General features: G+C 42.3%; 11 protein-coding genes. 2 read left to right on the top strand and 9 right to left on the bottom strand.

Going from position 1 to position 20,089, the window contains the following annotated elements; translation table 11 throughout:
* Positions 1-21: 21 nt before the first annotated feature.
* The 3 genes from LH29_RS17565 to LH29_RS17555 form a co-directional block, all read right to left on the bottom strand.
* Positions 22-2,841, bottom strand: coding sequence for a M16 family metallopeptidase (locus LH29_RS17565; protein WP_045032307.1), 2,820 nt, complete (start codon positions 2,839-2,841; stop codon positions 22-24).
* Positions 2,842-3,003: 162 nt separating this feature from the next.
* Positions 3,004-4,017 (bottom strand): dihydroorotate dehydrogenase-like protein, encoded by a 1,014-nt coding sequence (locus LH29_RS17560; protein WP_045032305.1) that lies wholly within the window; start codon positions 4,015-4,017, stop codon positions 3,004-3,006.
* A 458-nt stretch (positions 4,018-4,475) separates the two neighbouring features.
* The gene (locus LH29_RS17555) at positions 4,476-6,803 is read right to left on the bottom strand and encodes a sodium-translocating pyrophosphatase (RefSeq protein WP_045032302.1); all 2,328 of its coding nucleotides are present in this window, start codon (positions 6,801-6,803) and stop codon (positions 4,476-4,478) included.
* 328 nt (positions 6,804-7,131) lie between these two features.
* Between LH29_RS17555 and LH29_RS17550 the strand changes: the two genes are divergently transcribed.
* Positions 7,132-8,799, top strand: a complete 1,668-nt coding sequence (locus LH29_RS17550; protein ID WP_045032300.1) for an FAD-dependent oxidoreductase — start codon at positions 7,132-7,134, stop codon at positions 8,797-8,799.
* Between the two features lie 220 nt (positions 8,800-9,019).
* On the opposite strand, the gene LH29_RS17545 is transcribed toward LH29_RS17550, so the two are convergent.
* The 4 genes from LH29_RS17545 to LH29_RS17530 all read right to left on the bottom strand — a co-directional run bounded on the left by LH29_RS17545 (position 9,020) and on the right by LH29_RS17530 (position 14,231).
* The gene (locus LH29_RS17545; RefSeq protein WP_045032298.1) at positions 9,020-10,507 is read right to left on the bottom strand and encodes a UxaA family hydrolase; all 1,488 of its coding nucleotides are present in this window, start codon (positions 10,505-10,507) and stop codon (positions 9,020-9,022) included.
* Positions 10,508-10,606: 99 nt separating this feature from the next.
* Positions 10,607-12,109, bottom strand: coding sequence for a tagaturonate reductase (locus LH29_RS17540; RefSeq protein WP_157493748.1), 1,503 nt, complete (start codon positions 12,107-12,109; stop codon positions 10,607-10,609).
* 849 nt (positions 12,110-12,958) lie between these two features.
* The gene (locus LH29_RS17535) at positions 12,959-13,342 is read right to left on the bottom strand and encodes an endonuclease domain-containing protein (protein WP_045032294.1); all 384 of its coding nucleotides are present in this window, start codon (positions 13,340-13,342) and stop codon (positions 12,959-12,961) included.
* A gap of 175 nt (positions 13,343-13,517) precedes the next feature.
* Positions 13,518-14,231, bottom strand: a complete 714-nt coding sequence (locus LH29_RS17530; RefSeq protein ID WP_157493747.1) for a DUF6261 family protein — start codon at positions 14,229-14,231, stop codon at positions 13,518-13,520.
* Positions 14,232-14,883: 652 nt separating this feature from the next.
* On the opposite strand from LH29_RS17530, the gene LH29_RS17525 reads away from it, so the two are divergent.
* On the top strand, positions 14,884-15,897 hold the full coding sequence (locus tag LH29_RS17525; protein ID WP_045032290.1) for a DUF2971 domain-containing protein: 1,014 nt from the start codon (positions 14,884-14,886) through the stop codon (positions 15,895-15,897).
* Between the two features lie 186 nt (positions 15,898-16,083).
* Here the strand turns inward: LH29_RS17525 and LH29_RS17520 are convergent, their stop codons facing one another.
* Both LH29_RS17520 and LH29_RS17515 read right to left on the bottom strand, forming a co-directional pair.
* Positions 16,084-16,677: a hypothetical protein gene (locus tag LH29_RS17520; protein ID WP_045032288.1), complete on the bottom strand. Its 594-nt coding sequence runs from the start codon at positions 16,675-16,677 to the stop codon at positions 16,084-16,086.
* 137 nt (positions 16,678-16,814) lie between these two features.
* Positions 16,815-19,790: a PEP/pyruvate-binding domain-containing protein gene (locus LH29_RS17515; RefSeq protein ID WP_052671059.1), complete on the bottom strand. Its 2,976-nt coding sequence runs from the start codon at positions 19,788-19,790 to the stop codon at positions 16,815-16,817.
* Positions 19,791-20,089 lie beyond the last annotated feature (299 nt).

Below are 20,089 nucleotides of genomic sequence, written 5' to 3'. Positions count from 1 at the left end.
TCTTTTCTTTTCTGCCCAATATTATAACTCGAATAATACAGGGTCGCCTAAACCAATATTCTTTAAAGCTGAAAGTTGCGTTTCAGCGTCTCCAACAACTACATAATACATGTGTTCCGGATCGAGTAATTTCTGAGCCAGTTCTTTGTGCTGCTCAGGCGTTAACGACTTGATAAACTCTTCCTCTTGCTTTACGTAATCGAAAGGTAAATCGTAAGCACTAATATTGGTAAGCATCGAATGTAATGCTCCCAGCGTTTCAAATCCTCGGGCATTCGATTTTATCAGTGCATCTTTAGTAAACTGCAGATCGGTATCTGAAATTCCTTCGCGGTATTTTTCAATCTCGTCTTTAAAAATCTGAACCGATTCTTCAGTAGCCGTTGTACGAACGCTTGAGCTGGCCTGGAATGTTCCGTAATTTTTTCCTCCCGAGAAATAAGTTCTGGCACCGTAAGTATAGCCCTTTTCTTCGCGCAGGATAAGGTTTACAATTCCGTTAAAACTGCCACCCAGTTTGTAATTCATTACAGTCGCCTTCTCAAAATCGTCGGAAGTGCGTGGAACGGCATTTTGTCCAATATTAATAACCGACTGTTTTGCCCCAGGAACATCAACAAAATAGATAGTTGATTTCTCCGGAAGTTTCGGCGCTGCAATTTCGGGAAATACAACATCGTGCGCTTCCCAGTTCGAGCTTAAACCTGCCAATCCGGTAACAACCCGTTCCTGATCAATTTTTCCAACCACATGCATCCGCGCCACAGATGGAGATATCGCCTTGTTGTAGAAATCTTTCAAATCATCCATGGTGATCGATTCCAGGCTTTCTACAGTTCCGGAAGTAGGCATTGCCAATATATTATCGTCGCCATAAACCAACTTATCAAATGCCACCATTGCCAAATAATTAGGATTGGCCTCGTTACGTTTTACATTGTTTATCATTCGCGACTTTACCAGTTCAAACTGTTCCTCATCCCAACGCGGCTGCAATAAAATCTCTTCAACAAGTGCAAGCGTTTTTTCATAGTTTCGGGTAAGGCTGTTTACATAAACCGAAATATTTTCGGTACCGGCTCGAACACTGATATTAGCACCAAGCAAATCGATTTCTTCTTCCAGTTCTTCGGGCGTTTTTGTTGCCGTACCTTCCATTAACATACTGGCCATAAAACTTGCCACTCCTGCCTTATCTGTAGGAGCCAGAATATGACCACCGTCCATAACTATCGAATATTGAACCAAAGGCAATTCGTTTTGCTCGATACCATAAACTTTAATGCCGTTTGCTGTTTCATCTGTCCAAACCGCAGGCACCGAAATTTCAGGATCGGGTCCTTTGGCCGGTTCCACCGAACGATCAAATTCAGTTGGTGTTTTTGCAATCACTTCTTCTTCAGCAATTGCCGACTGATCAACCTGGGTAGCCTCTAAAACATTCTCTTCAACAATACCTGCATCAACCGAATTTTCGGCAATCAAATCAACCTGTCCTTTAGGCACAAAGCTGGTTGCCAGGTAATTTTTCCCTTTTATATATTTGTCGTAAACCCGGTTGATATCCTCAATGGTTACGGCTTGAATTTTTGCAATATCTTCCTCGATAAAACCCGGCGATCCTGCAAATTCGTTATACATAGCCAACTGAAACGACTTATTCAGTACCGAACTTACGCCGTTGTAAAATTGTGTTTCCAACCCGGCTTTGTGTTTTTCCAGATCTTTCTCGGTAATTCCTTCTTCTTCAAAAAGCTGAAATGCCTCGAACACTGCATTTTCAACTTCGGCAAGACTTGTACTCGCATTGGCATTTACCGAAATGGTAAACTGCCCGGTCAGCTCCATTGAACGGCTGAAAACCGATGCCCGTGGTGCTAATTTTTTGTCCTTAACAATAACCCGGTAGAAAGGCGATTTTTTGCCGCTTCCGAGTACTTGCGCCAGAAATCTTAGTGCGTAAGCATCTTTGTTGTACTGCTCAACAGTTGGCCAAATCATGGTTAACTGTGGCGTTCTGGCAAAATTATCTTCGTGGTACAGCTTTTTTGTTTCGGTCAGTGTTACATTCTGAGGCTCCATGTCTTCTACTTTTTCGCCACCCGGAATTTCACCAAAATATTTCTCGAGCAATGGTTTTACATCCTCTTCCTCGAAATCGCCGGCTAACACAATTGTGGTATTGTTGGGCACATAAAATTTCGAGTGAAATGCTTTTACATCATCAACCGACGCATTGAACAAGTCTTCCATTTCGCCAATTACTGTCCAGTTGTAGGGATGCCCTTCAGGATACAGATTTTTTGCAATTACCCATTGGTTAAATCCGTAAGGACGGTTATCGTAGGATTGGCGTTTTTCATTCTGTACAACATTTTGCTGGTTGGCAAAGGCCGATTTTGTTACCGTATTCTCTAGGAAGCCCATTCGGTCTGATTCCATCCAAAGCACCATTTCCAGCGCGTTTTTCGGAACAACTTCGTAATAGATGGTCTGGTCGTTTCCGGTACCGCCGTTTAATGTTCCTCCGGCCGACTGAATTTTTGTAAAGAATTCATCCTGTCCAACATTTTCTGACTGCTGAAACATCATATGCTCGAACAAGTGAGCAAAGCCGGTTTTACCGGGAACTTCGCGGTTTGACCCGACGTGATACATAATTGCAACTGCTACGATCGGATCTGATTTGTCCTGGTGTAAAATTACATCAAGACCGTTATCCAGCTGATACTGAACGTAAGGAACCGAAAGCTTTTCATCGTTTTGTTTTGTGGTAGTGCACGAACCCAGAAACAGTAGGAATGCCAAACTGAGACTGAGGAGAAAACTTAGTTTTTTCATGATTTAAGGTGTATTGAATTGTTTTTTACGAAGTTAGCACAAAATATAAATAATCAAAACATTGTTAAGTATCAATTTATGGGCTCAAACCTCCCGGTAACGACATAAAAAAACAGGAACCAAAACGGCTCCTGTTTTTCAATGCTACGAAAAATTACTCTATTAAACCATTGGATATTTTTTGAAGATATCCTCCGATTTCGTTAGTATATCAACATATTGTGCCCGCTGGTATGCAAACGGGTCTTTCATACTTTTACGTGATAGTTTTCCCCTGAAATCATCAAGCGTCTTGTATCCTTTATCGTCCATCCACTTATTGATATCCATAAGAATATCAGAAACTACCGATGGCGAATTACGGTAAATGGTACTTACCACCTGCACCACATCGGCTCCGGCAAGCAGCATTTTTATTACGTCGTTGGCATCGTAAATACCACGGCTAATACAAACACTTCCCTCCACATTTCCGTGCAACAAGCCTGCATAGCGCAAACCTACCATATGGTCTTTTGGGTTACTTAATTCCCATGGGTAGAAATATTCTTCTTTTTCAATATCTATTTCGGGTTGGAAAAAGCGGTTAAATAACACATAACCATCAGCACCGGCCTCATCAACCTTTTTAATAAAATTCAATGGATTGGTGTAAAACAAACTCATTTTTACACTCACCGGAATTTTAACCACTTGTTTAATGGCTTTTACAATTTGCACCTGCTTGTCTTCAATCGATTCGCCGGTTACTTCGAAATACCCCGGCACGGCATAAAGGTTTATTTCCAAACCTGCCACACCTGTTTTTTCCAGTTCCTGTGCATATTCAACCCAGGTTGGTTCGTAAATGGCATTCAGACTTGCAAATACCGGAACATCAACACTTTTAACCAGTTTCTCCACATTGTATAAATGCTCTTTTGGTCCGGCATGTTTTAATCCCGGAAAAAGATCAGTCATTTCTGCGTTTCGGTTTTCATATTCGCTGAGTAACTCATCCATTTGCAAACTTTCGAGTTGAATTTGCTCCTCGAATAACGAACGGTATACAATCGCCCCAATTCCGGCTTCTTCGATTTGTTTAATTACATCGGGTTTCGATACTAAGTTGCTTGCTCCAAGTATGAGTGGATTTTTTAGCTCTACACCCATATAAGTTGTTGTTAGATTCGCCATGGTAGTATTTTTAATGATTAGAATTTACGTTTTTCTTAGTGTAACTGAATTTACAAATAATTTGTTCAATTACGAAGTTAAATTTTGTTTATGTGCGATAGAGATAATGTGACGATGAGGCCTTGAGAAGATTAGACTTTAAGCACCGAAAGGATGAGGTGGTTAGAATAACGGAGGAGTTTGAAATAAATTGTTAAACTGAAAAATTGCTGAATTGCAAACCTGATAGCTGGAAACAGTTACTGAGCTTCGTGAGTTTCAGACGACAAGAACCCATTCACGGAGATGAAAGCTTACAATTTTACAATAGCAACAATTTAACACTTTTTCATCTCTCTATCTGAAAAAACTCAGCGTCAACTTTCCAATCTGTACCATCTGCATTCCAAGCTAATCAAACACAAAAAAACCACCTGCCTTTCGACAGATGGTTTCATATTTTAATATTAATAACTTGCTTACAGCAAACTTAATGTTACAGTTAAACCGGCCATTACAACCGAAACCATAGTCATTAATTTAATCAGGATATTCAGCGATGGTCCTGAAGTATCTTTGAAAGGATCGCCAACAGTGTCGCCAACAACACCGGCGTGGTGTGCTTCGCTACCTTTTCCACCGTAATTTCCTTTTTCAATGTATTTTTTAGCGTTATCCCAGGCACCACCTGCGTTATTCATAAATACAGCCAGCGTAAAACCGGCAGTTAAACCACCAGCCAACAAGCCAATAACACCGGCAACACCCATTGAAGCTCCAACAACAACAGGAACTATAATTGCTACTAATGAAGGTACCAACATTTCTTTCTGTGCTCCTTTAGTTGAAATTTCAACACATTTGGCATATTCAGGTGTAGCTGTTCCTTCAAGGATTCCCTTAATTTCGCGGAACTGACGGCGAACTTCATCAACCATTGCACCCGCTGCGCGACCAACAGCCTTCATTGTCATTGCACTAAACAAAAATGCCATCATTGACCCCAGGAAAAGACCACCTAAAAACAGGGGGTTAAAAAGAGTAACGTCGTAAGCAGCCGTAAAATCTTTTACAGAAGCAGTTGAAATCTTAATTGCTTGCATTCCATCCTGTGCTGCCGGAGCAATATCATTATAAAAGATATATGATCCTTTGGTAACAAATCCTTCTCCGGCTGTTGCTATTTTTCCAAACCACAATCTAATTTCTTCCATATAAGCAGAGATTAGAGCCATTGCAGTTAATGCCGCAGAACCAATTGCAAATCCTTTACCGGTTGCTGCAGTTGTATTTCCCAGCATATCTAAAGCATCTGTTCTTTCACGAACTTCCGGCGGAAGCTCAGCCATTTCAGCGTTACCTCCTGCATTATCAGCAATAGGTCCGAACGCATCAGTAGCCAATGTAATACCCAGTGTAGATAACATACCTACAGCAGCAAAACCAATTCCGTAAACACCCATAGCAAAGTGTTCTGCACCACCTGCTGCCCAGAATGATCCCATAATACCAAGTACAATGGTTACAACCGGTATCCAGGTTGAATACATACCAACGGCTAAACCATCAATAATAGTAGTTGCAGGTCCTTGTTGCGCTTGTTCTGCGATACCTTTTGTAGGTTTATATTCATCAGATGTAAAATATTCAGTAGCCTGCCCGATAATAACACCGGCAGCCAATCCAATAATAACAGCCCAGAAAACGCCCCAGGTTACCCAACCAAGGTAAGCCATTCCGGCCATTGCAAGAAGTATCAAAAATGAACTTCCTCCGGTACCAATTAACAGAGCATTTAATAAATTTTTCTGTGTAGCAGATTCTTTGGTACGAACCATGAAGATTCCCACTATGGAAAGAATAATTCCAATGGCAGCAACAAGCATAGGAGCTGTAACTGCTTTAACAGGATCGATACCTGTATCAGAAAGAACGATTGCAGGAAGAGCGGCACCAAGAGCAGCGGTTGCTAAAATAGAGCCAGCGTACGATTCGTAAAGGTCGGCTCCCATACCGGCAACGTCGCCAACATTATCACCAACGTTATCGGCAATAGTTGCAGGGTTACGCGGATCGTCTTCCGGAATACCGGCTTCTACTTTTCCAACAAGGTCGGCACCCACATCAGCTGCTTTAGTATAAATACCTCCTCCAACGCGAGCAAATAATGCTTGTGTAGAAGCACCCATACCAAAGGTTAACATGGTAACTGTTATCTCAATTAATTTTACTCGTTGGCCTGCATCGTTGATTACACCATTCGTTACATAATCAGTACTTCCGTGAACGAAATGAAGCCCTAAGAATTCAGCACCATTAGCCATATGCTCCGGTGTAAATACAACTTCACTTAGAAAAAAGTACCATGCTGCAATATCTAACAATGCAAATCCCACAACGATTAAACCCATCACTGCGCCACTTCGGAAAGCAACCTGCAAACCTTTGTTCAACGACTGCGAAGCTCCGTGTGCTGTACGCGCTGAAGCAAATGTTGCAGTTTTCATTCCCAAAAATCCACAAAGGCCTGAGAAAAAACCACCAGTTAAAAATGCGATGGGCACAAATGGATTTTGAACGCCAAAATATGCCATAATGGTTAGTAGGATAAAGAGTATTACAAAAACAATTCCTACAACCTTGTACTGTCTTTTCAGATAAGCCATTGCACCTTCACGAACGTATTGTGCAATTTCTTTCATCCTGTCAGTACCTTCTGAATTCTTCATCATCGATTTGAAGAATATCCAGGCAAATACCAATGCCAAAATCGAGGCAACTGGCACTATAAAAAATATACTGCTCATAAATTGATAAATTTTAGTGTAGCTTTTGGCTACGGTTTAGTATTAAATTGAAATTTGTTCTTCTTCTGGTTTCTAGTCCGGTTTTACAAAAAAAAGTTTTTTGCAATAGACAAAGATAAATTTCTAAACGAAATGAGGAATTTTAGCTTATGTATTTGACAACAGGTTGAAAATTTTTTAACATCTGAAATTCAGACTATTTCATATTTTATTATAAACATTTTGTTCAATCAAAATCAAAACTTAAATTCAACCTCTAAACGGATTACATTACGAAAGATAAAAGAAAGAAATCCATCCGACGACTTTTAACTAAACCTGATTAGCTATGAAAAAGAAACATCTCCTCCTCTTCATCGTTAGCGTTGCACTTTTAATTTTTAGTTGTAACAGCAAACAGGATGTAACAACTACAAATGCCGATGTTGTAATATATGGTGGAACTTCGGCGGCTGTTACGGCGGCTGTTCAACTGGCAAAAATGAATAAATCGGTTGTAATTGTTTGCCCCGATAAACATTTGGGCGGATTAACATCAAGCGGACTTGGTTTTACCGACACCGGAAATAAAGTTGTGATTGGCGGACTGGCCAGAGAATTTTACCAGCGCGTGTATTCGCATTACCAAACCGATGAAGCCTGGCAGTGGGAAAAGCGCGAAGAATATGGCAATACCGGGCAGGGAACTCCGGCAATTGATGGCGACAAACGCACCATGTGGATTTTTGAACCTCATGTGGCCGAGCAGGTTTTTGAGGATTTTATCAGCGAAAATAACATCAGTGTTTTCCGGAATCGTTGGCTCGACCGTGAGAATGGAGTGGAAAAACAAAACGGCAAAATCATTTCCATTACCATGCTGAACGGCGAAAAGTACCAAGCAAATATATTTATCGATGCCACTTACGAAGGTGATTTAATGGCCGCAGCGGGGATTAATTACCACGTTGGGCGCGAAGCAAACGATGTTTACAACGAGCAATGGAATGGCATACAAACGGGCGTGCTTCATCACGGGCATCATTTCGGCAATATGAATATCAGCCCTTATGTTGTTCCCGATGATCAGGCAAGTGGCGTTTTGCCCCGTATTTCAACCGATGATCCGGGAATTAAAGACGATGGCGACAAACGTATACAGGCTTATTGTTTCAGGATGTGCCTGACAAAAGTGCCTGAAAACCGTGTTCCTTTTGAGCAGCCTGAAGATTACGATCCTGCACAATACGAACTGCTGGTTAGGGTGTTAAACCACGGCTGGCGCCAGACGTTTAATAAATTCGATCCGATTCCGAACCACAAAACCGATGTAAACAACCACGGACCGTTTAGTTTTGATAATATTGGCATGAACTACGACTACCCCGAAGCGACCTACGAGCGCCGGGCCGAGATTATTCGCGAACACGAAAACTACCAGAAAGGCCTGCTTTATTTTTATGCTACCGATCCACGAATTCCTGCTGAAATACAAAATGAAATGCAACAATGGGGGCTGGCAAAAGATGAATTCACCGATAACGGAAACTGGCCCCACCAGATTTATGTACGCGAAGCCCGGCGTATGATTGGCGAATTTGTGATGACCGAAAATGAGGCGCTGGGAAAATCACCGGTTCCCCACTCTGTTGGAATGGGTTCGTACACCATGGACTCGCACAACACGCAACGTTACATCACTCCTGAAGGTTTTGTGCAAAACGAAGGCGACATTGGTGTTCATCCGCATCAGCCTTATCAAATTGCGCTGGGATCGATTCTACCGAAACAGGAAGAATGTGAGAATTTGCTGGTTCCGGTGGCGGTCTCGAGCTCGCACATTGCATTTGGGTCGATACGAATGGAGCCCGTTTTTATGATACTTGGGCAAAGTGCGGCACTGATTGCCGGAATGGCACTGGAGAAAGAGACTCCAATTCACGACATTCAGTATGAAGAAATAAAACCAAAACTTGAAGCTGCCGGACAGGTGCTGGAACATCAGGAGATGGAATAAACTACATCGTAGCAGGCTAATGGGGTATCAATTTTGAATTTTGTTTAGTAACGATCAAGCATCGGAGTATTAACTCATTTATCCCGATATGCTCTGCTATCGGGATTAGTTCGACCATCAAATTACAGTTCGTTTCTCTCCTGTAATTTGGGTCTCACTAAAAAAAATCCCCGCAACCCATGGCTGCGGGGACCTAAATAATACTTCTCAATTATGGTAGCTATAACGTTACGCCTGTTTTAAAAATGGCAATTTCTTTAAACCCGGTTTTTTCGTGGTTTAATTGTTTGCCGCTGGCTACTTCAATAATAAACTGAACAAAGTCTTCCAAAAGCTCGTCCATGGTTTTGCCTTCGAGCAAAGTGCCGGCGTTAAAATCTATCCAGTTTTTCTTTTTGTTGAACAGATCAGAGTTGGTAGAGATTTTCATGGTGGGCACAAAACTGCCAAACGGTGTTCCGCGCCCTGTGGTAAACAGTACCATCTGGCAGCCGCTAAATCCGAGTGCCGATGCAGCCACCAAATCATTTCCGGGTGCCGACAATAAATTCAAACCTTTTGTTTTTAAGGGCTCAGCATATTTCAAAACGTCGACCACTGTTGCTGTACCACCTTTTTGGGTACATCCCAGCGACTTATCTTCGAGCGTTGAAATACCACCCTTTTTATTTCCCGGCGACGGATTTTCGTAAACCGGCAAATTATGTTGCAGATAATAATCTTTAAAATCGTTGATCAGGCTTACCGTTTTGTCAAACACCTCTTTGTTTTGAGCACGCTCCATCAGCAAAGTTTCGGCACCAAACATTTCAGGTACTTCGGTAAGAATTGTGGTTCCACCCTGCGCCACCAAAAAATCGGAGAAAGCACCTACCAACGGATTGGCAGTAATTCCTGAAAAACCATCCGATCCACCACATTTTAAACCGATATTCAGCTCCGACAAAGGAACAGCTTCGCGTTTATCGGTGTGCATCACTTCGTAAATTTCCTTCAAAATCTCCAGTCCGGTTTCCACCTCATCTTCCACATCCTGAGATGCTAAAAAGCGCACACGGCTTTCGTCGTATTCACCAATAAACTTTTTCAGGTGGTCGATCTGGTTATTCTCGCAACCCAAACCGAGCACAAACACACCACCGGCATTTGGGTTATTAATCACATCTGCCAGTGCTTTTTGCGTATTCACGTGGTCGTCGCCCAACTGCGAGCAACCGTAGCTGTGTTTAAACACTTCTACCGCATCAATATCGGTCGGATTTACTTCCTGCTTAAACAAATCGATGATCTGCTGCGCCTGTCCGTTCACACAACCAACTGTTGGCACAATCCACAGTTCGTTGCGGATTCCCACCTTGCCATTGCTACGTTTGTAACCCTGAAAAGTGAGCTCACGTCTGGCAACGGCCAGTTCGTTTAATTTCTGATCGAAAGAATAATTGATGGTGCCCGAAAGATTTGTTTTCAGATTCTGAACATGTATGTGTTCTCCGGCTTCGATGGCTTGTGTAGCATGGCCAATCGGCGCACCATATTTAATAATATCCTCGTTTTCGGCAATAGCAGTAAGTGCAATTTTGTGCCCTTTCGGAACATCATTTTTAATTGCCAGCTCCTGCTCATCAACTACAATCGATTCACCTGCTGTAAAATCTTTTAAGGCGATGATCACATTGTCGGTTGGATTTATTTTTATGAAGTCTGCCATTTCTGTTTTCTTAAAAGTTTCTCGCAGATGGTGCAGATAACACAGATCTTAAACAATTAATTCCAGCGAAATCCGCGTAATCTGCGAGAAAGTATTTGTTTAATTGCTCATTTTATCGATGGTAATCTGCATCAGCGGATTGTCTTCGCTAAGTACCGCTTTAACTGCCTTTTTCATGCCCACCTGCGTAATCAGGAACAGGTAGTGACTAACGGTAATCGTGAGGTTTGGAATATCATTCAGGTTTTGTTTCCAAACTTTATCAAGGCTCAATACTTTTTCGCACAAAATGTAAATCGAAATCGGGCGGCCATCACATTCTGCCCAGGCTTCTTTATAAAAGTCAACGATCCACTCATCGTCCTGAACGTTGTAGGCTTCGCCATTGGCCTCGCCTTTAAAATACGCGATCATTGCCGCCAGCGAGAACACCAGCTTTTGTGGCAACATGCCGTGTTTTTGTTCGAAGTTAATCAGCGATGGCAGGTTACGTGTTTCCCATTTCGACATGGCATTTAAGGCAATACTTTGCCACTGATGACGAATAAACGGATTGGCAAAACGCTCCAGAATTTTGTTGGCAAATTTCTTCAGTTCCTTTTCTGTTCCATCCAGAACCGTTAATACCTCATCGTATACCAGCTCTTTCATAAAACTACCTACCTCGAGGTTTTCGTAGGCATCGCGAACGGTTTCAATTCCGCTCAGGTACGACACGGCATAACTTCCGGTGTGGCAACCATTCAGCACCTGTACTTTTTGCTCGCGGAAACGTTTCATGTCTTTTACAAACTTCACTTCCAAACCGGCTTTTTCAGCAGGAAACTCATCCTGCACCCACTCCGGCGCTTCAATCACCCACAGGTGGAAATATTCGCCAACCACAACCAGGTTATCTTCGTAGCCTAACTCTTGTTGAATTTCTTTGATCTCTTCGCGCGGAAAACCCGGAACAATACGGTCAACCAGCGTGCTGCAGAAACAACAGGCCTCGTTCACCCAGCTGATAAAATCGTTGCCAAGGTTCCATTTTTCGGCATGTTGCAATACGAATTTCTTAAGGATATCTCCGTTTCGGTCAATCAGCTCGCAGGCAAAAAATATCAAACCTTTTGATTTGTCGCCATTAAATTCTTTGTAGCGCATGTATAACAATGCCGCCACTTTTGCCGGAAACGACGTTTGAGGAGCCATTTCCAGCGTATCGTTTTCTTCCCAGCTGATACCGGCTTCGGTAGTATTCGAAAACACAAAACGAAGATCGGGATTCAGTATACTTTCTTTGTACGATTCGAACTCGCTGTATGGATTAATGCCTTTATTGATACAGTCGATCAGCGAAAATTCGGTTACCGGCGTCCCGTTTTTAATCCCTTTCAGGTAAACATGGTAAAGCCCGTCCTGGTCGTTTAACATGTTAACCATACCGTTTGGCAGCGGCTGAACCACATCAACACCGGCGTTAAAACCGATCTCTTTGTTCATTTTATCAACGATCCAGTCGGTAAAAGCACGTAAAAAATTTCCTTCACCAAATTGAAGTATGCGTGTTGGGTAACTATTTGTTTCAGTTGCGTTGGTACGATTTAATTTCTTCATCATCAAAAAATCTATAACCTTATTTCACAGGTGTAATTAGTACTTTATTTATTGTTTTGAGCGGGCAAATATAAGTTTTTAATGTTTTCCGTTAACGTTAACGGATTGAATTATTTTTACTCATTTTTAGAGATAAACACCCGATAGATTCACCAAAAGCGCCTGTTTTCAGGGAGAATGAGAACTATTTTTAAGCACTAAAAAGTTTATGTGCTTTGCCGGTGGGTTAAGTGAATGTTAAACGGGGTAAAAACAGCGTACAAAAAAAGGGATGTGCACATGGCAACATCCCCTTTTAATCCTTAAAACAAAATCTATGTATTAACCCTCCGAATCATCTTTACTCACCCTCGCTCCCTCTCTTTTGCAAAAAGAGGGACGGCCAGCCGGATTTTCAAACCGCTTTTCTACAAATTATCAACTTTGACGCTTCAACGCTACTTCCCTCTTTGCGACAGCAGAGAGGGATAGATCGAAACTTGTTTCGGTCAGGGTAAGTCCAGTAGCCCTCCGAATCATCTTTACTCACCCTCGTCTCCCTCTCTTTTGCAAAAAGAGGGACGGCCAGCCGGATTTTCAAACCGCTTTTCTACAAATTATCAACTTTGACGCTTCAACGCTACTTCCCTCTTTGCGACAGCAGAGAGGGATAGATCGAAACTTGTTTCGGTCAGGGTAAGTCCAGTAGCCCTCCGAATCATCTTTACTCACCCTCGTCTCCCTCTCTTTTGCAAAAAGAGGGACGACCAGCCGGATTTTCAAACCACTTTGCTACAAATTATCAACTTTGACGCTTCAACGCTCATTCCCTCTTTGCGACAGCAGAGAGGGACAGATCGAAACTTGTTTCGATCAGGGTGAGTCCAATAGCTGAATAAATTGCTTTATTTTATGCAGAACCCCAATAATATCAGAGTTAACCTCTTCGTTTTTTATTCTTAACATATGAAGACCAAGGTCGTGTAGTATATCTTCCCGATCCTGGTCTCTTTGCTTTTGAAAATCGTGAATCTTACCATCAAGCTCGATTATCAACTTTTTTTCATCACAATAAAAATCGGGAATAAAGTATTTTGGTTTATAGTTTATGCGGTCATAGATTATCGGATGTTGCCGCAAAAACTTTAACCCGAGAAACTTTCTGTTTCGGAGTTGCTGCCAAAGGATTCTTTCTTCTTCAGTCATTCTCTGACGCAGTTTCCTCGCTCTACTTATCGGAGTATGATCATCGCTCATTATATTCCTTTTTTACTCACCCTCGTCTCCCTCTCTTTTGCAAAAAGAGGGACGACCAGCCGGATTTTCAAACCACCTATCCACTTAATTTACGGCAACCAGCCTCAAAGCTCCTTCCCTCTTTGCGAAAGCAGAGAGGGATAGATCGAAACTTGTTTCGATCAGGGTGAGTCCATTACCCCTCCGAATCATCTTTACTCCAGCGTTTGCGGACGGCGTCGTTATTGTCGGCAATAAGTTTGGCAACGGTGGCGGCAAATGCGCCGTAGGTTTCGGCCTGAAAACGCTCGGCCGAACGTAAAAATACCACCAGGTCGTCGTTGATCAGGGCAGCTACTTGTTTTTTCAAAGTAGAGGCATTTAGCTGGGCGTCTTCTTCGGCCAGCTCTTCAGCATATTGGGTTTGTGTGTCCTCGAAATCGTTTTGTGCAGCCTGCAGGGTGGCAATATTTTCAGCTACTCCCGGCAGCAGCGCAATGGCCGCCTGAACATTGGGAGCAGCAAGGTCGCCCAGCATCGATACCAGGTGCGACGACTCGGTTACATAACTTTCGTCGATTACCGAAAATCCATATTTATCAAATACGGCTTCAACCACCAGTGCTGCATTACGAATCGTTTCGTCGGGGTAATAGGTGTACCCCTTCACAAGGTACCCCACTGCCCGGTCGGCAGCATCGCGGATATCATCCTTGTCGGCCAATATACTCTGTGCTTTCGAGCGGTCGATGGCATCGCCAAGGGCATTATTTTGTTCGGTAATGGAGGTAAACATCGGCATAAGCGTTCGGTCGGCGCTTAATGCCGATTGCAGGAAAGCATTAATAAGTAAACGTGTAGTTCCGTGAATTTCGGTTGTGCGGCTGTTAACAATAATTTTTTCAATCATGGTTTTAGATTTTACATTAGTAATTGTATTATTTGGGCTGCTTGCAGAGGGATTGATTATAATGATTTTTTGAGTTACCCGGGCAATTAGCATTAGCAATTTACGGCAACCGGAACTAAATATCAAGCCTTTACCCGCATGTTATTGAACATATGAATCGTATTTTGCCGCTTGCCGATAAGTTTTAAACCCCCGGAATTAACTTTCTACCCTTAAACTAACGTTTAAGCCTTGAAAGGAACACCCGACGAGGTTTAAACAAACGTTTAAGCCCCAAAAGGAACGCCCGACGCCGTTTAAACTAACGTTTAAGCGCCAAAAGGAAGACCGGAAGCCTTTATACAAACGTTTAAGCGCTCACCGGAGCTCCGCCAGCGTTTAAACAAAAGTTTAAGCCTCAGAATTGTTTTTTGCTTTAAACTTTTGTTTAAGCCACCAAACGGATTTTTAAACTATTACCGAAAAAACAATTATATTTAATGCACTAAAGATTAAAATAACCGAATACATTGAACTTTACTCTGCGCAAGATAAAACTCAAATCTCCTTTTCAGAAGGTATTAACACCAAGGATAAAGGCACATTCCAGAAGTGCGCGGTAATAAGATAAGTACACTGTACACATATACATACGCGGGTAGCAAACTAAAAAATGACAACAGAACAGAAAATAGAGCGATTCAAGCAAGGGCTTCTTACATTATTCCCCGGACTTGACACGACTCATTTAAAATACGGAAATAATAAAAATGGAAAGGATGTATGGAACAATATTCATTTCAATATTCCGCCAGACAATAGAAACCTTGAAAGAAGCCCTTATTTCTTCAAAGAACAGTCGGTTGTTCATTTTAGTAACATTTACGCTTTAAACTCCATACTACAAGAGCAATCCGTTCGACTTTACAATCTTAACAACCTCAATGACCCAAGAGAATTCACATTTGCGAGTAAAGTTTTCAATCTGAGAAAGGAACTAGTCGAAGACTCGAAAGACAATCTTTATCTTATCTCATTTTGTAAGCGCGAAATTCTTAGAAACGCTCAAGATGAATTCAATATGTGGCGCCTTTACGGACAAAATGGTAAAGGTCTTGCTATTGTGTTTTCAATTGCAAATAACCCTACAGAGTGGAAAGACTTTCATATAAGTCAAGTTATCTATGGTGCAGACCAACGACAAAGATTTGTTAAACTCCTCGAGCTTATAGACCAATTAAACAAAACAACACCATCAATAAATTTAGATTTTGGAAAACTTTGTGCTTTTCATAAATCCAAAATGTTTGCAATAGAAAAAGAAGTTCGTATCGTATTTGATAGAAGAGAAAAACGCTCCGGAATGGTAAATAGGACAGTTACTTTTAAAGGTCAGCCTGTATTCCCAATAATAAAATCCGACTTGTACAAATTGATAGAAAACAGAGACAACATTCGATATCTGAAACTCCCATTATTTCATAAAAACAGACAAAATTACGACCCTGAAGTTCCTTTGCTCAAGATTGACCAGATCATCATCGGATATAACTTTATTGACCAAGTATCGAAACTTAAGGACAACTTAAAAGACTTATGCGAAGAACAACTCGGTTATATCCCGACAATAAAACAAACACGATTGAAAAACTATTATTGGGACATTGATTCAACAAAGAAAAAATAGCCAGCAGCCAATCGAGTAGGCAGTCGAAAGGCAACAAAGCCTATCAGATAGGCTATTACACCACCCAGTACAAGGGTCTACCACTAGACGGTTCGCTAAGTCAGAGTAAACAACGGCGATTTTAGTTTCATCTCGTTAAAAGTATCCAGCAAAGGAACGTATTCCCGCTTTTTCATATTGAAACCCTTACACCACCTTTTTCCCGCTGTAATGGAAATAAGTTACTACTGATTCAACGGCAATCCGGATAGCTTCACCAATCGGATATTGTTTCTGGGCTTCTTTGAAATCGATAAACTGCAAGCGCTGATAATAAGCTGTAGCCTTGGGTCCCAATGGTTTTGTCAGCAAAATACGATTCGCGTTTGCAACCAATACTGTCTGTTCCTCATTTATCGTTTTACATGCCGCAATAAGCCGTGTGCCGTGTTTATCGGTGCGGTAATTATACGAGAATAAGCGGCATATTAATCCTCGTTGCTCGTAAAACATACAGCCTGCGCGCCTGTTTTCGGTTGACATATAATTTAAGACCGGGCAAATTTTCGGATCGTTTATCTGATCAATATTCACAAGCACACTATCCGCCAAATTGTGCTTATGCAAATAATAGGCTAATGGATAAAACTCAAGAGCCGAAGCGGTAATATTTGAAGTGGTGCAGCATTTTATACAATTATCGACACAATGCAGACCCGTTTTTTCCTGTAATTTCAGGATATCTTTTTCCAGTGTTTTGAATAATTTTTCAACAGCACGGACTTTGCGCACTATATTCATAAAATCAAAAAATTAGTACCCAAATATATACAGGAAAACAAATGATTATTCCGGGCCGTTAAAATATTTTTTGCGAAACGAAAACCCATTCAACTCACAGCAATTAATAGTCGAATGCGTGCATATACAGTTTGCTTCTAGCAGTGAATTAAAACACGCCGGTCGCGCCCGTTCATTAAAATGGTAAGTGGTTTATCAAACTGCACATGTTTTATAAATTCGGTTTCGCGAAGCACCGGTTGTTGTTTCAAAGCCTCCATTTTTAGTTTGGTGTTTCGCGAATTATGCGGCACCGAAAAGTAGCCCACATTCATCGACGTTACATTGTGGAAAAAGTGCGAGCCCAGCGAAGCATCGAGCGGGAAATCGGGCAAGCCCATTTCAACAATTATTTTGGCTTTCGAGATGTTTGCCCACAACACCGGAATTCCGGTATACGGATCGCGCGAGCCCCAGCGTCCCGGCCCGATAAGGATATACGAGCGGTCCTCTTTTTCGAACCAGTCGTTTAATTTACTGATCTCCTGCGCCATTTGTTTGGTCTTCATTTTGTCGAACTTATCCGGATCGACAAAAACCACATCGTAAATGTCTTTAATTTTGCCATTGCCCATTCCGTGCTCGGCATACATAAATACCTTGTCTTCTTCCACCATTTCAATATCCACTTCCACCTCTTCCTCGATGCGGATAAGCGGTTTTATCTGCAATAAATAAAGCGTTGGTTTGCCGTTTTCCGCCGGCTCCAGATCCAGGGCATATTCAATTTCCACCGGCGAACCCATTGCTTCCTTAAACAGTTTTAGCAGCAACTGCAACACATCGGCAAGCGGCAGATGGTTGTACTTTAATATATTGGCAAAGTCAATTACTTTGGGTCCCGGCCCCTGAATTCCCGGTATCAGATCGTCATTTTCGATGAAATAAGTGGATGCCGAATGCTCCAGCGTTCCGTCTTTTTCGGCTTCTTTTATGCGGTATTTTTTTATGGCTGCATCTTCGCCGTCTGCCGCCAGATCAAAATCAGGGTTCGACAGATCGATGGCATAAAACTGTTTCTGCGTATCGCGCAACAAATCTTTTAACGACGATGCATTCAGGCTGGGGTATTTCGGACAGAAGCGGAATGCATTCTCGCCACCAACAACATACATTCCGAGCCCAACGGCAGCTACCGAAAAACCATCTTCGGGTTCCATGTAGGCAATGGGGTAATAATTATACGACTGCGCCACGCCCGAAAGCGTAGGATAATATTTATCGTTGTACTCGTGGCCAATCACTTCCTGAATGACCACCGCCATTTTTTCCTCTTCAATTTTGTAATTCACCGCATCGAAATACGCCTGCGCCGACTCGGTAAAAATGCTGGAATAAACCAGCTTAATGGCCATTTCAAGGTGTTGGTAACGCACCTCCAAATCGGGATGATTATTCGGAATAAGATAAGTAGCATAAACCCCCGAAAAAGGTTGCAGCAAAGAATCTTCGAACAATCCCGACGAGCGCACTGCCAGCGGCCTTTTTATCTTTTTAAGGTATTCGATCAGTCTTTTCCTGATCTTATCGTCGAACTCCGATTCAAGAAAATGTTTTCGGATGGCGCTATAATCGTTAAACGAGTAAATATCGTCGTACAGGTTGTTGGTTTCAATAAACTTATCGAACTCCAGCGCACCAATTACCGATGTTGAAGGAATGCGGATATTCATTTCAGGAATCAGTTTCGCGAAGTCGATGTTCTCGATAAAATTGCAGATAAAAGCGATACCTCTCCCCTTTCCGCCCAGCGAACCTTTTGCCATACGCACGATAAAGCGGCTGGACGAAACAAATTCGGAGTCGAAATTTACAATGGTACCCCGCAAGCGTTCGAAGCGCACTTTTTTAAAACTGTCGAGGCAAAACTGCCGCAGTTCTTCAGGCGAATCAAAATCCGACATCTGAATTGGCATAAGCAATTCTGCCAGGTTGATCTCGCCACGCGCCATTAGCCAGGTGGAAAAAGAGTTTCGGCTTCCGTGATATTGCAACGATTCTTCGGGGATATCTCTGAATTTCTCCTGAAACTCCACCAGGTTTTTTGCCTGCGCAATGGGCAAACCATCCATGCCTTTAAAAACAAAGTTGCCGAATCCCAATCGCCGGTAAAGGAAATTGAAAATATCCATCGACAGGCTCTCCGAGTTTTTATTGATAAAATCGGCACCTACTTCTTTGGCACGCTGTGCATTGGAAATGTCGTGCGATTGCAGAAGCAAAGGAATCGGAAATTTCCGGGTTGATTGTGTAAACTTCAGCAAATCAATACCGGCATCTTCGTCTTCTACTCCATTTCGTTCAAACTTCACATCAGAAATTACACACAACATGTACCGCCGGTAGCTGTTTATAAATTTCACTGCCTCCTCGTAGTTGTCAGCCAGAATTACTTTTGGCCGGGCCCGCATCCGTAAAATTTTATGCAGCTCATCAGCGGCATCTTCATTCACCAAAACCTGTGTCTGGGTCATTACCGTGGTGTAAAGCATTGGCAGGTAACGCGAGTAATACTGAATACTGTCTTCCACCAACAAGATTATCCGAACGCTACCATTTTGTGTATCGCGTGCCACGTTGCTTTTGTCCTCGATGTATTTGATCATGGCCATAAAAACATTCGAGTTTCCGTTCCACACAAAAATGCGGTCGATAAAATCGAGTTTTCGGCGCTCGGCCTTGAAGAAACGCAAATCGGCATTGTTATTCACCAACAACAAAAGAGGTACTTTTGGGCGCAAATCCCTAATGGCACGGGCGGTTTCAACCGGTGTGTGTTTATCCATTCCGGCCATTACAATTATCAGGTCGAAATCGCGGTGTTCCAGTATAAGCGTTGCCTCTTCCTGGGTGTGCACACTGGTAAAACGAGGCGCAGCGTAAAGGTTTAGCTGCAAGTATTCGCCAAAAATTTTATCGCTGAACTGCCCCTCGCGCACAATGGAATACGAGTCGTAAAGCGTGGCCACCAGCAGTACTTCTTTTACTTTGGTGGGCATTAGCTCCTGGAAAATATCGCGGTCGTTTTTGCGCTTTTTGTAAATGGTAGATAAAGATATGTTGTCGATGTCCATTGCTGATCGTATTTAGCTTTTGAAGTTAGGGAATTTTTAGTGTTTGAAGAATGACAGGCACAAAAAACATGCATGACTCACGGAAATCACAAACAGGAATACAAGGAGGAGAATATCGTTTCACGCAAAGAAAAGAAGAAGCGCAAAGTCCGCAAAGATTTATGCCTCCGGAAAAGTCTGTGATGCGTGCATTGCGAAAACTTCGCGTACTCTGCGTGAACTTTCTCTCTTTTATCACTATGAGGCTTTCAAAAAAAATCCCGATCTGTCAGCTGACGGACCGGGATATAATATTGTCG

This window comes from Draconibacterium sediminis, from assembly GCF_000949475.1.
In the GTDB taxonomy this organism is placed as follows: Bacteria; Bacteroidota; Bacteroidia; order Bacteroidales; family Prolixibacteraceae; genus Draconibacterium; species Draconibacterium sediminis.
Note: the sequence above shows the minus strand (reverse complement) of the source record. Positions and strands in the feature narration are given on the sequence as shown.

Excerpts from the sequence above, each read along its gene's own strand:
- LH29_RS17560 (WP_045032305.1), bottom strand. The coding sequence starts at position 4,017 with ATGGCGAATCTAACAACAACTTATATGGGTGTAGAGCTAAAAAATCCA.
- LH29_RS17545 (WP_045032298.1), bottom strand. The coding sequence starts at position 10,507 with ATGGCAGACTTCATAAAAATAAATCCAACCGACAATGTGATCATCGCC.
- LH29_RS17540 (WP_157493748.1), bottom strand. The coding sequence starts at position 12,109 with ATGATGAAGAAATTAAATCGTACCAACGCAACTGAAACAAATAGTTAC.
- LH29_RS17515 (WP_052671059.1), bottom strand. The coding sequence starts at position 19,790 with ATGGACATCGACAACATATCTTTATCTACCATTTACAAAAAGCGCAAA.
- LH29_RS17525 (WP_045032290.1), top strand. The coding sequence starts at position 14,884 with ATGACAACAGAACAGAAAATAGAGCGATTCAAGCAAGGGCTTCTTACA.
- LH29_RS17555 (WP_045032302.1), bottom strand. The coding sequence starts at position 6,803 with ATGAGCAGTATATTTTTTATAGTGCCAGTTGCCTCGATTTTGGCATTG.
- LH29_RS17530 (WP_157493747.1), bottom strand. The coding sequence starts at position 14,231 with ATGATTGAAAAAATTATTGTTAACAGCCGCACAACCGAAATTCACGGA.
- LH29_RS17565 (WP_045032307.1), bottom strand. The coding sequence starts at position 2,841 with ATGAAAAAACTAAGTTTTCTCCTCAGTCTCAGTTTGGCATTCCTACTG.
- LH29_RS17535 (WP_045032294.1), bottom strand. The coding sequence starts at position 13,342 with ATGAGCGATGATCATACTCCGATAAGTAGAGCGAGGAAACTGCGTCAG.
- LH29_RS17550 (WP_045032300.1), top strand. The coding sequence starts at position 7,132 with ATGAAAAAGAAACATCTCCTCCTCTTCATCGTTAGCGTTGCACTTTTA.
- LH29_RS17520 (WP_045032288.1), bottom strand. The coding sequence starts at position 16,677 with ATGAATATAGTGCGCAAAGTCCGTGCTGTTGAAAAATTATTCAAAACA.